Annotated in this window: 9 protein-coding genes; 2 read left to right on the forward strand and 7 right to left on the reverse strand. The window is 35.8% G+C overall.

What is annotated here, in order from left to right:
* Positions 1-90: 90 nt before the first annotated feature.
* The 6 genes from RMR09_RS06685 to RMR09_RS06710 all read right to left on the reverse strand — a co-directional run bounded on the left by RMR09_RS06685 (position 91) and on the right by RMR09_RS06710 (position 8,666).
* Positions 91-615, reverse strand: a complete 525-nt coding sequence (locus tag RMR09_RS06685; protein ID WP_310595021.1) for a superoxide dismutase family protein — start codon at positions 613-615, stop codon at positions 91-93.
* A 146-nt stretch (positions 616-761) separates the two neighbouring features.
* On the reverse strand, positions 762-2,552 hold the full coding sequence (locus RMR09_RS06690) for an acyl-CoA dehydrogenase family protein (RefSeq protein WP_310595022.1): 1,791 nt from the start codon (positions 2,550-2,552) through the stop codon (positions 762-764).
* A gap of 136 nt (positions 2,553-2,688) precedes the next feature.
* On the reverse strand, positions 2,689-3,870 hold the full coding sequence (locus RMR09_RS06695) for an acetyl-CoA C-acyltransferase (protein WP_310595023.1): 1,182 nt from the start codon (positions 3,868-3,870) through the stop codon (positions 2,689-2,691).
* Positions 3,871-3,902: 32 nt separating this feature from the next.
* Positions 3,903-6,293 (reverse strand): 3-hydroxyacyl-CoA dehydrogenase/enoyl-CoA hydratase family protein, encoded by a 2,391-nt coding sequence (locus RMR09_RS06700; RefSeq protein ID WP_310595024.1) that lies wholly within the window; start codon positions 6,291-6,293, stop codon positions 3,903-3,905.
* Positions 6,277-6,744, reverse strand: a complete 468-nt coding sequence (locus RMR09_RS06705; protein WP_310595025.1) for a MarR family transcriptional regulator — start codon at positions 6,742-6,744, stop codon at positions 6,277-6,279. The genes RMR09_RS06700 and RMR09_RS06705 overlap by 17 nt, the downstream gene beginning before the upstream one ends.
* Positions 6,745-6,893: 149 nt before the next feature.
* Complete coding sequence (locus RMR09_RS06710) at positions 6,894-8,666, reverse strand: long-chain fatty acid--CoA ligase (protein ID WP_310595026.1); 1,773 nt, start codon at positions 8,664-8,666, stop codon at positions 6,894-6,896.
* A 117-nt stretch (positions 8,667-8,783) separates the two neighbouring features.
* Between RMR09_RS06710 and RMR09_RS06715 the strand changes: the two genes are divergently transcribed.
* Entirely contained in the window at positions 8,784-10,712 is a 1,929-nt protein-coding gene (locus tag RMR09_RS06715) for a sulfatase-like hydrolase/transferase (RefSeq protein WP_310595027.1), read from the forward strand.
* A gap of 6 nt (positions 10,713-10,718) precedes the next feature.
* Complete coding sequence (locus RMR09_RS06720; RefSeq protein WP_310595028.1) at positions 10,719-11,288, forward strand: dual specificity protein phosphatase family protein; 570 nt, start codon at positions 10,719-10,721, stop codon at positions 11,286-11,288.
* A gap of 34 nt (positions 11,289-11,322) precedes the next feature.
* Here RMR09_RS06720 and purL read toward each other — a convergent pair whose 3' ends face one another.
* The gene (gene purL, locus RMR09_RS06725; RefSeq protein WP_310595029.1) at positions 11,323-14,991 is read right to left on the reverse strand and encodes a phosphoribosylformylglycinamidine synthase; all 3,669 of its coding nucleotides are present in this window, start codon (positions 14,989-14,991) and stop codon (positions 11,323-11,325) included.
* Positions 14,992-15,032 lie beyond the last annotated feature (41 nt).

Consider the following 15,032-nt stretch of genomic DNA (forward strand, 5'->3'; position numbering starts at 1 on the left):
TGTTTTTTTCTTATTCTAAGATGAATTTAAAATTAAAAAACCGTTTCGTATTACTATACAAAACGGTTTTAAATAAGAAATAAATGTTGATTATTTTATAATTGCAGAGCAAGCTACTCTAGCTCCTGAATTCCCTGTAGGTTGAGTTACAAAATCATCTGCACCTTGGTGAACTATTAATCCTTTTCCTAATACATCTTTGGTTGGATCTCCACAGCCAATGCACCATTCATTAGTAGCTAAAGTAATGGTTCCATTTCCATTTTCATCCGCTGTAAAATTACCAATATCACCTTTGTGGTATTCTCCTTCTCCCCATTTACCATGTTTTTTAAAGGTTGGATTCCAATGTCCTCCTGCTGAACTGCCATCTGCTGCTGAACAATCTGATTTTTCGTGTATATGAATAGCATGAATACCAGGTTTTAATCCTGCAATTTTAGCTTCAAAGGTTACTTGACCATTTTTCTCTACAAAAGTGGCTGTTCCAGACACTGTACTATTGCTTTTGGGTTCGAAATTCAAAAGTAATTTTTTTGAGTCGTTTGAGTTGGCGGTTTTACAACCTATAATTACAGCTACAATAACTACGATAGATACAATTATTTTTTTCATGATTTTCTTTTTTTTAATCCTATAAAGTTACGTATTAATGTATAGGCAAAAATTAATATTTTCTTAAAATATAAAAACCGCTCTGAATACAATCCAGAAACGGTTTTTAAAACAAATTAAATCTAAACTAAAAACTATCTTTCTGCTTAAAAGCAATATTTATTTTCTGCAACTAATTTTGCTGTAATAATTTCTCTAAGTGCTACAACATTGGGCATATTAGTATATTTGGTAAATCGGCGTAATCCCATCAACATCATACGTTGCTCGTCACCTTCAGCAAAAGAAACAATACCTTCTTTTCCTTTTTGAGTGACAATATCAACGGCTTTGTATAAATACAATTGCGCCATAGCAATTTGTTCTTGGATACTTGCTTCGCCTTGTTTTTTAGCCAATTTTTCAGTTCTAAGAATGGTGCTTTCTGCTATGTAAATTTCGATTAGCATATCGGCAGCAGCCATCAATAATTGTTGGTGTGCTTCTAAATCAGCTCCGAATTTTTGTACTGCTCCACCAGCAACCATTAAAAATGCTTTTTTCAATTTGCCAATCATCTCTTTTTCTTCGGCAAACAATTCAGAATAATCAGGGGTGTCAAAAGAGGGAATTCCCATTAATTCTTCTTGTACTTTCATCGCAGGGCCTAATAAATCCACTTGACCTTTCATGGCTTTTTTGATTAGCATTCCAACAGAGAGCATTCGGTTGATTTCGTTAGTTCCCTCGTAAATACGGGCAATTCGAGCATCTCTCCAAGCCGATTCCATTGGAGTATCCTCAGAAAATCCCATTCCTCCGTAAATTTGAATTCCTTCATCAGCACAATTTTGAACATCTTCAGAAACGGCTACTTTTAGAATGGAACATTCAATAGCAAATTCTTCTACGCCTTTTAATTCGGCTTCTTGATGAGAAGTTCCTTCTGCAACGCGGACATTGATTCTGTCTTCAATTGATTTGGCTGCACGATAAGTTGCACTTTCTCCCGCATAAGTTGAGGTTGCCATCTCGGCTAATTTAGCACGAATAGCACCAAAACTCGCAATTGGAGTATTAAATTGAATTCGGTCATTTGCATAATGTACCGCGTTTGAAGTTACACGACGTTGTGCATCCAAACATGCAGCTGCTAATTTGATACGCCCAACATTTAAGGCATTCATCGCTATTTTAAATCCATTTCCTCTTTCGGATAACATGTTTTCGACAGGTACTTTGGTTTCGTTAAAAAACACCTGACGAGTCGATGAAGCACGAATTCCTAATTTATGTTCTTCTTCTCCAAAAGAAATTCCATTGTCTTTAGTATTTTCCAAAATGAAGCCAGTGATGTTTTTATCATCTTCAATTCGAGCAAAAACGATGAAAAGCGAGCAGAATCCTGCATTAGAAATCCACATTTTTTGTCCTGTGATTTTGTAATGTGTGCCATCTTCTGATAGAACAGCTTTCGTTTTTCCAGAGTTGGCATCACTTCCCGCTCCTGGTTCAGTTAAACAATAAGCGCCAAACCATTCGCCAGAAGCTAATTTGGGTACATATTTTTGTTTTTGTTCTTCGGTTCCGTACAAAGTAATTGGCATGGTTCCAATACCCGTATGAGCTCCAAAAGCAGTAGAAAACGAACCCGTTGCTCCTGAAATATAATCACAAACTAAACACGTATCCACAAATCCCATTCCCATTCCTCCATACGATTCAGGAACAGCAATACTCAAGAAACCCATTTCTCCTGCTTTACGCATGGTTTCTTCAGTTAAGGCATAATCTTTCTTTTCAAATCGGTCTTTGTGAGGCCAGATTTCTTTGTCTACGAATTCTTTTACAGAATCGCGCATCATAATTTGTTCTTCTGAAAAATCTTCGGGTGTGAATATATTTTCACATTTAGTTTCTTTAACTAAAAACTGTCCACCTCTGGTTATATCTTCCATATCAGCCCCCTAACCCCCAAAGGGGGAAATCCTACTAGGGGTAAGTAGGGTTTAAATTTTATAAAATATTTTATTTATAATTTTTTGTACAAAGTGTATCCATAACCTAAATTCCCCCATTTGGGGGTTAGGGGGCTTATAAAATCTCGTAGATACCTGCAGAACCTTGACCTGTTCCTACACACATACTTACAATACCATATTTGTTACCACGACGTTTCATTTCGTCAAATAATTGGACTGACAATTTAGCTCCTGTACAACCTAGTGGGTGGCCTAAAGCAATGGCGCCACCATTTACGTTTACGATGTCAGGATTTAAACCTAATTCTCTAACTACGGCTAATGATTGGGAAGCAAAGGCTTCGTTTAACTCGATCAAATCAATATCGTTTAAAGTCAATCCTGCTTGTTTCAATGCTTTTGGAATAGCTTTTACTGGTCCAATTCCCATGATTCTTGGTTCAACTCCTGCCGAAGCGTAATTGACTAAACGTGCAATAGGTGTCACACCTACTTCTTTAACCATTTCTTCACTCATGATTAAAACAAAAGCAGCACCGTCACTCATTTGAGAAGAGTTCCCAGCGGTTACACTTCCATCAGCTGCAAAAACGGGTTTTAAATTTCCTAAAGCGGCTATATTAGTATCTACTCTTGGACCTTCGTCCTTTGTTACTGTATAGGTTTTAGTTTCTTTTTTACCATTTTCATTGATGAAGGTTTGCTCTACATTTATTGGGACAATTTGATTGTCAAATTTTCCTTCCGCTTGCGCTTTCAAAGCTTTTTGGTGTGAGTTGAAAGCAAATTCATCTTGGTCTTCACGCGAAATAGTATATTGTTTAGCAACGGCTTCGGCAGTTAGTCCCATTCCCCAATAGTAATCTTCATTTCCAGCAGCAGCTACACCATAATCTGGAGTAGGTTTGTAACCTCCCATCGGAATCAATGACATACTTTCAGCACCTCCTGCAATAATACAATCGGCCATGCCACTTTGAATTTTAGCAGTTGCCATTCCAATAGTTTCCAATCCTGAAGCACAATATCTATTCACGGTTACACCAGGTACATCGGTTACTTTTAATCCCATTAACGAAATCAATCGACCTACGTTTAATCCTTGTTCGGCTTCAGGCATAGCATTGCCTACCATGACATCATCGATTCGAGTTTTGTCAAAGTCTGGCAACTCATTCATTATAAATTGAATGGTTTCTGCAGCTAATTCATCGGGTCTTTTGAATCTGAATACCCCTTTTGGAGCTTTACCAACGGCTGTTCTGTATGCTTTTACTATATATGCTGTTTTCATAATTTTGTTTTTTTAGAACGCAGATTAAAAATCTAATTTCTCAACGGTTTACCTTTGGTTAACATAAACTGGATTCTCTCCAAAGTTTTTCTCTCCGTACATAAACTCAAGAAAGCTTCACGTTCAATATCTAAAAGGTATTGTTCACTTACTAATGTCGGTTCAGACAAATCACCACCAGCCATTACATAAGCTAATTTGTTAGCAATTTTTCTGTCGTGTTCTGAAATGTATTTACCTGCTTGCATTTGGTCGGTTCCCACTAAGAACATTCCCAAGGCTTGTTTTCCAAGCACTTTTACATCTTTTCTTTGTATAGGTTGGGTGTACCCTTGTTCCGCCATTTGAAGCGCCACTTGTTTAGCGACTGCAATTTGACGGTCTTTATTGACTACCACAATATCTTTTCCTTTTTGTAAAACACCCATATCAAAAGCTTCATAAGCGGATGTCGCTACTTTTGCCATTCCAATAGTTAGGAAATATTCTTGTAATACATTCAGTTCGACATCATTTTTGTGGAACAAATCCGAAGCACGTAGCGCCATTTCTTTAGAACCACCACCACCAGGAATAACACCAACACCAAACTCCACTAAACCAATATAGGTTTCAGCGGAAGCTACCACTCGGTCTGCGTGCATTGTCATTTCGCAACCTCCACCTAATGTCATTCCGTGAGGTGCGACAATCACTGGAGCGGCCGAATAACGCACTCGCATCATCGTGTCTTGGAATAATTTGATAGCCATATTCAATTCGTCATATTCTTGCTCAACCGCCATCATAAAAATCATTCCGATGTTGGCACCCACAGAAAAATTAGCTCCTTGATTCCCAATAACCAAACCGTTATATTCTTTTTCTGCTAAGTCAATGGCTTTATTGATAGCTTGCAATACATCGCCACCAATGGTATTCATTTTAGATTGAAATTCTAAATTCAAAATCCCATCGCCTAAATGTTGGATTACCGCACCGCTATTACTCCATACTTTTTTGCTTTCGCGAATGTTATTCAGAATGATAAAAGCATCTTGTCCAGGTACTTTAGCTTGCGATTTTGAAGGAATACTGTATGCGTAACTCGCCCCTTCTTTTACAGTGTAAAAACTGGTATTTCCAGCCGCAACCATTTCGGTTACCCAAGCAGCGGGTTCGTATCCTTCTGCTTTCATTAATTCGATTCCGTTAGCTACTCCAATAGCATTCCAAATTTCGAATGGTCCATTTTCCCATCCAAAACCGGCTTTCATGGCATCGTCAATTTTGTAGAAATCATCTGAAATTTCAGGAATTCTATTCGAGCAATAGGCAAACATGGCAGCGAAATTTTTTCTATAAAATTCACCTGCTTTATCTTTTCCTTTTACCAAAACTTTGAAACGATCAATCGGTTTATCAATGGTTTTAGTTAATTCCAAAGTAGCAAAAGACGCTTTTTTAGCAGCTCTGTATTCAAGAGTATTCAAATCCAAAGATAGAATCTCTTTTCCTTCTTTTTTGTAAAAACCTTGTCCGGTTTTGCTTCCCAACCATTTGTTTTCCATCATTTTGGAAATAAAATCAGGAAGTTGGAACAAGTCGTGTGCTTCGTCATTCGAGCAGTTTTCATACAACCCGTTGGCAACGTGAACCAAAGTATCTAAACCTACAACATCTACCGTTCTAAACGTAGCCGATTTTGGTCGACCAATTACAGGCCCAGTTAATTTATCCACTTCTTCAATAGTCAATCCCATTTCTTTCACCAAATGGAATAAACTTTGGATACCAAAAATTCCGATTCGATTTCCAATAAACGCAGGCGTATCTTTAGCAACTACCGAAGTTTTACCTAAGAATTTTGAACCGTATTCTGTTAAGAAATCCAATACTTCTGGATTGGTTTTTGGTCCAGGAATAATTTCGAATAATTTTAGGTAACGCGCTGGATTAAAAAAGTGCGTACCACAAAAATGAGCTTGAAAATCATCCGAACGGCCTTCACTCATAAATTGAATTGGAATTCCAGAAGTATTGGAAGTAACCAATGTTCCCGGTTTTCTGTATTTGTCGATTTGCTCAAATACTATTTTTTTGATATCCAAACGTTCTACAACTACTTCGATAATCCAATCGCAAGAAGCAATTTTAGACATATCATCAGTGGTATTCCCTGTTATAATTCGGTTGGCAAATTTGATATTGTAAATAGGAGAGGGCTTTGACTTTAGTGCATTCGCCAAATGATCGTTCACTACTCGGTTACGAACCACTTTGCTTTCTAGGGTCAATCCTTTCTTTTCTTCAGCCTCTGTTAGTGCATTTGGAACAATGTCTAAAAGTAAAACTTCCAGACCTATGTTAGCCAAATGACACGCAATTCCAGAACCCATAATCCCAGAACCTACAACCGCTACTTTTTTAATGATTCGTTTCATCGCTTATCGTATCCTTTTGATTAAATATATTTTTATCTTGAATTAATTCGTTAATTGTTTCGGCCACTTCCATAAAGTGTTGCAATTTTTCGTCCGAAACGTGTTGTTTGACTGTTTCATTAAATTTTAAAACAGTGCTTTTAGAAAGTTCTCGTTTTTCTTTTCCTAAATCAGTAAGATAAATCAAGACTCCACGTCCATCAAAAGGATTCTTTTTTCGGATGATTAATCCTTTTTCTTCCATTGATTTTAATGTTCGTGTTAGGCTTGTGGCTTCCATTCCCATTTTTGGACCTAAAGTAGTTGAGGGTGTGCCTTTTTCTTTGTCAATGCTAAGCAAAACAAAACCCGTTGCCATTGTAGCACCGTATTTTGCAGCTTCTTCATTGTACATTCTGGATACTGCTTGCCAAGTAGCGCGTAGAATGTAATCTATTGTTTTATCTTTCATATGCTTAGTTGTATCGATTTCAAATATAAGAAATAAATACTATGCATGCATAATAAAAACAGTAAATTTTTGTAATTTTTTTAATTTTAATTCAACTCCTCCTTGTGAAGAAAGTAGAGGAGTTGTTTTTTATTGGAGTAATCAGATAACTAATTGTATATTTTATGAAATAAATCGAGGTATTTTTCCATTACAATTTTTCTTTTCAATTTAAGAGTAGGGGTAAGGTGACCCGCTTCAATGGACCAAATGTCAGGAGTCAATTCAAATCGTTTGATTTTTTCCCAATTTCCAAATTTTTCGTTTAATTTATTTACTTCGTCTTGAATACGTTCAATAACTTTAAGGTTGCTAACTATTTCTTCGTTGCTGTTACCAATTGTTATTTTATGGATTTTAGCCCATTCTTTTACAAATTCAAAGTTAGGTTGAATAAATGCAGCAGGCATTTTTTGCCCATCGCCAATAACCATGATTTGCTCAATGAAACGAGATTGTTTCATTGTATTTTCAATTAATTGAGGTGCAATGTACTTTCCGCCAGAAGTTTTGAACATTTCTTTTTTACGGTCGGTGATTCTCAAAAAGCCATCGGAGTCAAATTCGCCAATATCTCCAGTATGGAAATAATTATCAGTCATGACTTCTGACGTCAGTTTTTCATCTTTATAGTACCCCATCATTATATTGGGACCTTTACATAAGATTTCGCCATCATCGGCAATTTTAACAGTTACACCATCGATGACTTTACCTACAGTACCTACTCTAAACCCGTGATTTCTCATGTCATTTACCGAGATAACAGGAGAGGTTTCTGTCAATCCATAGCCTTCCATTACAGGTATTTCTGCTGCTGCAAATACACGTGCTAATCGAGTTTGTAAAGCGGCACTTCCAGAAACCATTAGATCTAGATTGCCTCCTAAACCTTCTTTCCATTTGCTGAAAATTAATTTACGCGCTATTTTAAGTTGGAATTCATACCAAGCGCCATTTGCACCATAAGGTTCGTAACGTAATCCTAAATCAATTGCCCAAAAGAAAAGCTTCTTTTTAATTCCGGTTAATTGCGTTCCTTTAGCATAAATGCTGTCGTATACTTTTTCAAGAAGTCTTGGAACTGCTGACATTACGTTCGGTTTAACTTCTTTTATATTGTCACTGATTTTGTCGATTGATTCGCCAAAATAGATGGATACACCGTAATATTGGTATAAATACAGTATCATTCTTTCGAAAATATGACAAACAGGTAAGAAACTTAAAGCACGACTTTTTCCTTTTTCAAAAGGAATTCGTGGTGCGCTGTTAATTACATTTGAAACAATATTTTGGTGTGAAAGCATTACTCCTTTGGGTCTTCCTGTAGTTCCAGAAGTATAAATAATTGTAGCTAAATCACCTGAATCAACTTTGTTTTTTCGATCTTCAACTTCATTTTGATTGCTTTCATCTTGTCCCAATTCCAATAATTCACTCCAGTGATTACAACCTTGAATTGTATTGAAAGAATAGACTTGTTTTAGAGTTGGAACATTTGCGTTAATTGCAGTTACTTTACGTAACACTTCTTCGTCAGAAACAAAGCAATAGGTAGATTCAGAATGATTTAATATGTACTCATAATCTTCTTCTGAAATGGTTGGGTAAATAGGAATGGTTTGTGCTCCTGTTTGAAGTACACCAATGTCCACAATATTCCATTCCGTTCTATTATTAGATGAAATGATAGCAATTTTATCATTTTTCTGAACTCCTAATTGTATTAAAGCTCTTGAAATTGCATTGGCTTTAGCAATATATTCTTCAGTGGATGTTTTAATCCATTTTCCGTCTTTTTTGGTAACTAAAGCATCTGCAATATTGAAGTTTTCTTGCTGATAGTAAGGGAAGTCAAAAAGTCTTGTAATTGAAATCATTTAATATAAATTTCATGCAAATTAATTAATTTATACGGATTCACAATATTTATTTAAAATATATAATAGTTAGTACGAAATGTCTAATTTTGTGAATTATAATTTTCGATACAGAATATGAAACGATTTCCAAGATTTGAGGAGTATAAATTAGTGTTTTACAGAATTTTACTTGCTTATTTATTTTATTTTATTGCTCGTCTTTTATTCTTTATTTACAATCGAAATTTAATTCAAATAGATGGAATAACTGATGTAGTTTCCATGTGCTATCACGGTTTAGCATTCGATACTACCTCTATTTTATATTTGAATTTATTATTTATTGTTTTTTCAATTCTTCCTTTTCGAATTAATCATAGTAGAAAGTACCAAACCTTTTTATTCTACTTGTATTTTATTCCCAATTTGTTAGGTTATGCAACCAATTTTGTAGACTTTATCTATTATCGTTTTAATTTTGGGAGATCAACTATTGCGGCGCTTGATTCGTTAAAACACGAGAGTAACAAATCATTGTTGTTACTAAATTTTTTAATTCATTACTGGCATGTTTTTGTATTGTTCTTTTTGATTTCATTTTTGTGGATTTATCTGTACAAAAAGATTTCATTACAAATCACAAATCATCATTCAGGAGTAGTTTATTTTGGAACCTCGACATTTAGTTTTTTAGTGATAGCAACCTTAATTGTTGGAGGGATTAGAGGTGATTTTAAAAAAAGTACCCGACCTATTAATTTACTAGACGCCAGTAGATATGTCAAAAATTCATCGCAAGCCGATGTAATTTTAAATACTCCTTTTGCATTAATTAGGACGATGTTTAGCAACAATTTTAAGAAAGTGAATTTTGTTAGTCAAGCTACTATCGATTCGTTAATTGTACCCATAAAGCAGTATAAAAACAATCCTAAAACCAAACCGAATATTGTTATTTTTATTTTAGAAAGTAATGCCAAAGAGTATTATGGTGCATTTAATAAAGAGTCTACTATTCCTAATTATAAAGGGTATACACCTTTTGTAGATTCGTTGGCACAACATAGTATGATTTATACCAATGCCTATTCGAATGGGTATAAATCTATCCATGCAATGTCATCAATTTTAGCAGGTATTCCTTCTTTTAAAGATGCATTTACTTCTTCTCCTTATCCAAAACAAAAAACTGAATCATTGGTTTCAACCCTAAAAAGTGAGGGGTATACCACTTCGTTTTTTCACGGAGCTCCTAATGGTTCAATGGGATTTTTAGGCTATTCCAATATTTTGGGATTTGATAATTACTATGGAAAGAATGAATACAACAATGACGCCGAGTTTGATGGGGTTTGGGGAATTTGGGACGAACCTTTTTTCCAGTATTTCAATAGTACAATAAGCAAGAAAAAGCAACCGTTTTTGGCCACATTGTTCTCCGTTTCTTCTCACGAGCCGTATCAAATACCAGAGAAATATGAGGGCAAATTTCCTAAAGGAGATGTCAATATTCATCAGTGTATTGGATATACTGATTATGCTTTGAAACAATTTTTCAAAGCAGCTAAGAAAGAGCCATGGTTCAACAACACTATTTTTGTTTTGGTTGGAGATCATGGCAATACCATTTTTTATGATGATTATAAGAAAGAAGTCAATAAAAATAAAGTAGCGATGTTAATTTACAAACCCAATTCTAAATTTGTGGGAGAGTACAAAGACTATGCGCAACAAATTGACTTGTATCCTACTATATTAGATATGGTGGGTTATGATAAACCATTTAGAAGTTGGGGAAGAAGTTTAGTGGGTGATTCTAAAATCACTCCTTTCTTAATTCGCTATTCAGCGAATGTGTACCAATTTATGAGTGGTAATTATATCTGTACATTTGATGGAAATAAAGTGATTGGCTTTTATGATAAGAAGGATAAAGATTTGAAATACAATTTGATTTCAAAGAGAAATGCCGAAATGGAGGTACAGGAATTAAAATGCAAAGCCTTTATTCAAGATTATATGGCTAGAGTTATGGATAAAAGATTAGGAGAATCTAAAAAATAAAAGAAAATGAGTGTAAAGAAGAAAGTAGTTATTGCTTTGATTGCGATTGTCTTAATCGGCGTTGGTAAATATGTATACGATATGAATATCAACCATAATTTTGAAACAATTACCGAAGGGAAAGTATATAAATCGGGAGTTATTCCACCGAATGAAATCGCGGATTATGTAAAAAAATATAAGATTAAGTCAATTATCGATTTACGATTTCCAGGTACAGGTGATGATGTCAATAATCCCGAAGTCCCTGCTGAATTAACAGCTGAAAAAGAAGCGGTTGCAAAAATAAAAGGGGTGAATTATTTTAATAATGGTTCAGATCAGGTACCAGCCCAAAAGAATTTAGATATGTTCTTTTCTATAATGGATAATAAAGATAATTACCCTGTATTAATTCACTGTTATCACGGTGTAGGGCGTGCTGAAATGTACTCTGCTATTTACAGAATTGAGTATGAAAATATGGATCGTGATCAAGCTAGAACGAGTACTCGTTTATTGACTAAGTGGAGTTCATTTGATTTAGGAACCCCTAAAGGAGATTATCTACATCAGTATCAAAAAAGAAATAAGTAATCATAAAAAAAGCGACCATTTGGTCGCTTTTTTTTTATCTATTTTCAATCCATATTCTAGCATTGACAAAGGCTTCTTCCCAAGGCGAAACTTCGTCGTTTCTGTCTTTTGGATAGTTAGCCCAGTTCCACTGAAAAATCGAACGTTCAATATGTGGCATCATCACTAAGTGACGACCTGTGGCATCACATAGCATGGCAGTGTTGTAATCCGAACCATTTGGATTGGCAGGATAGCCTTCGTAACCATATTTAGCCACAATATTGTAATTTTCTTCTCCCATTGGCAAGTTAAATTTTCCTTCACCATGCGACACCCAAACTCCTAAAGTACTTCCTGCTAAACTTGACAACATCACTGACTTGTTTTCTTGCACTTTTACCGAAGTAAAAATACTTTCGTGTTTGTGACTGTTGTTGTGGTGCATTTTTCCATGCACTTCGTGTTCTGGATTGATTAATTCCAATTCCATGAACAATTGACATCCGTTGCAAATTCCAACTGACAACGTATCTTCTCTTTTGTAGAAATTAGTCAAAGCCGTTTTTGCTTTTTCATTGTATAAAAATGCACCAGCCCAACCTTTTGCTGATCCTAACACATCTGAATTAGAAAAACCACCAACAGCTCCAATAAATTGAATGTCTTCCAAAGTTTCACGTCCCGAAATCAAATCAGTCATGTGAACATCTTTCACATCAAATCCAGCTAAGTACATTGCATTGGCCATTTCACGTTCTGAGTTACTTCCTTTTTCACGAATAATCGCTGCTTTAGGACGAGGCTTAGTTGCGTCAACAACTGGTTTTTTTCCAGTAAAATGAGTTGGAAAACTAAATTGTAAGGCTTGATTTTTATAATTGTCGAAACGTTCTTTTGCCGTCCCGTTTTTAGCTTGTTTTTGGTCTAATAAAAACGAAGTTTTGAACCAAATATCTCTATATTCAGCAATATCTAATTTCCAATCCGCTATTTCTAAACTAGGGGTATTGGTCGCTTTACCAATTTTAAAGAATTCAATTTGATTCGCATTTAGTTTTGCTTCAACTTCAGTATCTGATTTCGCCTGAAGCACCAATCCTATATTTTCTGCAAAAAGAATTTTAATAAGGTCTTTTTCTGCGAAAGCACTAAAATCCAATTGTGCTCCTAAATTGACATCAGCAAAACACATTTCTAAAAGGGTAGTAATTAAACCACCGCTTCCAATGTCATGTCCAGCTACAATTTGGTTTTCACCAATTAATTCTTGAATTGTATTGAACGCTTTTTTGAAGAAAGCGGCATCTTTAATAGTTGAAGTTTCAGTGCCAATGGTATTCAAAATCTGTGCAAAAGAAGAACCTCCTAATTGAAATTGGTCTTGTGACAAATTGATATAATAAATGGACCCAGCTGTCATTCCCTCGCTTGGGAATCTCAATACGGGTTCTACTACTTTTCTAATATCGGTACAATTTCCACCAGCCGAAATAATTACTGTTCCTGGTGCAATCACTTCATCATTAGGGTATTTTTGTTTCATCGAAAGCGAATCTTTTCCAGTTGGGATATTGATTCCTAATTCGATCGCAAACTCCGAACATCCTTCTACAGCAGCATACAAACGCGCATCTTCTCCTTCGTTTTTACAGGCCCACATCCAGTTGGCTGAAAGTGAAATTCCTTTCAACCCATCTTTGATTGGAGCCCAAACTATATTCGATAATGATTCGGCAATAGCATTTCTACTTCCGGCTATAGGGTCAATTAAGGCAGCAATAGGAGCATGCCCAATAGAAGTAGCAATTCCTTCTTTGCCATTGTAATCCAAAGCCATAACACCACAGTTATTCAAAGGCAATTGTAAGGGTCCAACACATTGTTGTTTGGCTACTTTCCCGCCCACACAACGATCGACTTTATTGGTCAACCAATCTTTACAAGCTACTGCCTCTAATTGCAATACTTCTTTTAAATAAGAAGTAAATTGATTGGTATCGTATTGAATATTTTTGTAGTTATAAGTAACTGTTTTGTCTGTCATTATGGTTTTTGGCGAACTGCCAAAGAAATCTTCCAAAGCATAATCCATGGGTTTCAATCCAGTAGATTTTGATTCGAAAGTAAAACGATGGTCAGCAGTTACGTCACCCACTTGATACATTGGCGAACGTTCTCTGTCGGCGATGCGTTGTAAGGTATCGATGTCTTTTTGACCAATAACCAATCCCATTCGTTCTTGGGATTCGTTACCAATAATTTCTTTAGCAGAAAGTGTAGGGTCACCCACAGGTAATTTATCTAAATCAATTAAACCTCCTGTATCTTCAACTAATTCCGAAAGACAGTTTAAGTGTCCACCTGCTCCGTGATCGTGAATAGACACGATAGGGTTGGTATCACTTTCGACCAAACCACGAATGGCATTGGCAGCACGTTTTTGCATTTCAGGATTCGAACGTTGGATGGCATTCAATTCAATTCCTGAACCAAAAGCACCAGTATCTGCAGAGGAAACCGCAGCACCACCCATACCAATTCTATAATTTTCACCTCCTAAAATGACAATTTTATCGCCAGCTGAAGGTTTGTGTTTAATCGCTTGATCTAATTTTCCGTAACCAATTCCGCCCGCTTGCATAATTACTTTATCGTAACCAATTTTGCGGTTGTTTTCTTCGTGTTCGAAAGTTAAAACTGAACCGGTGATTAGGGGTTGTCCAAATTTATTTCCAAAATCAGAAGCTCCATTCGATGCTTTGATTAAAATATCCATTGGAGTTTGGTACAACCATTTTCTTTCTTGAACGCCATTTTCCCAATTTCTATTATTTTCCAATCGGGAATACGAAGTCATGTATACCGCTGTTCCTGCTAACGGCAATGAACCTTGGCCTCCAGCCAAACGATCGCGAATTTCACCTCCTGAACCCGTTGCGGCTCCGTTGAAAGGCTCCACAGTTGTTGGAAAATTATGTGTTTCGGCTTTTAATGAAATCACCGAATCAAAATCTTTTACTTCATAAAAATCAGGTTTGTCAGCATTTTTTGGTGCAAATTGTTGCACTTTTGGCCCTTTTAGAAAAGCGACGTTGTCTTTGTAAGCCGAAACAATATCATTCGGATTTTCTTGAGAGGTTTTCTTGATTAATTTGAATAATGAGGTTTCTTTTTCTTCCCCATCAATCACGAAAGTTCCGTTGAAAATTTTATGACGACAGTGCTCTGAATTGGCTTGTGAAAAAGCAAAGATTTCAGAATCCGTTAATTTACGTCCTAATTTAGTCGATAAATTATCTAAATACTCCACTTCTTCTGGGCTTAAAGCCAAACCTTCCGTTTTGTTGTACGCATCAATATCCTCAATATCTAAAATAGGTTCTGGTTCAATATTGATGGTGAAAATATCTTGGTGTAATTCAGTATATTTTTGCGAAAGCATTGGGTCGAAATCGGTAAAATCTCCCGTTGCAGGATGAAATTCCTCAATTCTAATGATTCCTAAAATCCCCATATTTTGAGTGATTTCAACCGCATTGGTACTCCAAGGCGTAATCATTGTGGCGCGTGGACCAACAAAAAAATCCGTCAATACGGATTTTTCTATTTTATGTGCGTCGGCAAAAAGCCAGTTTAGTTTTGAAATGTCTGCAGCCGAAATTTGGTTTTGCGTTTGAACGGCAAAAACAGTTTTACTTTGGTTTTCAAAGAAATGAATCATTGTATTGAGTTTGTTGTATTGCGATGCAAATTTAGTTTAAA

The sequence above is a fragment of the Flavobacterium sp. genome (assembly GCF_031537875.1).
GTDB lineage: Bacteria > Bacteroidota > Bacteroidia > Flavobacteriales > Flavobacteriaceae > Flavobacterium.

Bases quoted from the DNA above. Each gene is read 5' to 3' on its own strand.
- RMR09_RS06690 (WP_310595022.1), bottom strand. From the start codon at position 2,552: ATGGAAGATATAACCAGAGGTGGACAGTTTTTAGTTAAAGAAACTAAA.
- RMR09_RS06715 (WP_310595027.1), top strand. From the start codon at position 8,784: ATGAAACGATTTCCAAGATTTGAGGAGTATAAATTAGTGTTTTACAGA.
- RMR09_RS06705 (WP_310595025.1), bottom strand. From the start codon at position 6,744: ATGAAAGATAAAACAATAGATTACATTCTACGCGCTACTTGGCAAGCA.
- purL (WP_310595029.1), bottom strand. From the start codon at position 14,991: ATGATTCATTTCTTTGAAAACCAAAGTAAAACTGTTTTTGCCGTTCAA.
- RMR09_RS06685 (WP_310595021.1), bottom strand. From the start codon at position 615: ATGAAAAAAATAATTGTATCTATCGTAGTTATTGTAGCTGTAATTATA.
- RMR09_RS06700 (WP_310595024.1), bottom strand. From the start codon at position 6,293: ATGAAACGAATCATTAAAAAAGTAGCGGTTGTAGGTTCTGGGATTATG.
- RMR09_RS06695 (WP_310595023.1), bottom strand. From the start codon at position 3,870: ATGAAAACAGCATATATAGTAAAAGCATACAGAACAGCCGTTGGTAAA.
- RMR09_RS06710 (WP_310595026.1), bottom strand. From the start codon at position 8,666: ATGATTTCAATTACAAGACTTTTTGACTTCCCTTACTATCAGCAAGAA.
- RMR09_RS06720 (WP_310595028.1), top strand. From the start codon at position 10,719: ATGAGTGTAAAGAAGAAAGTAGTTATTGCTTTGATTGCGATTGTCTTA.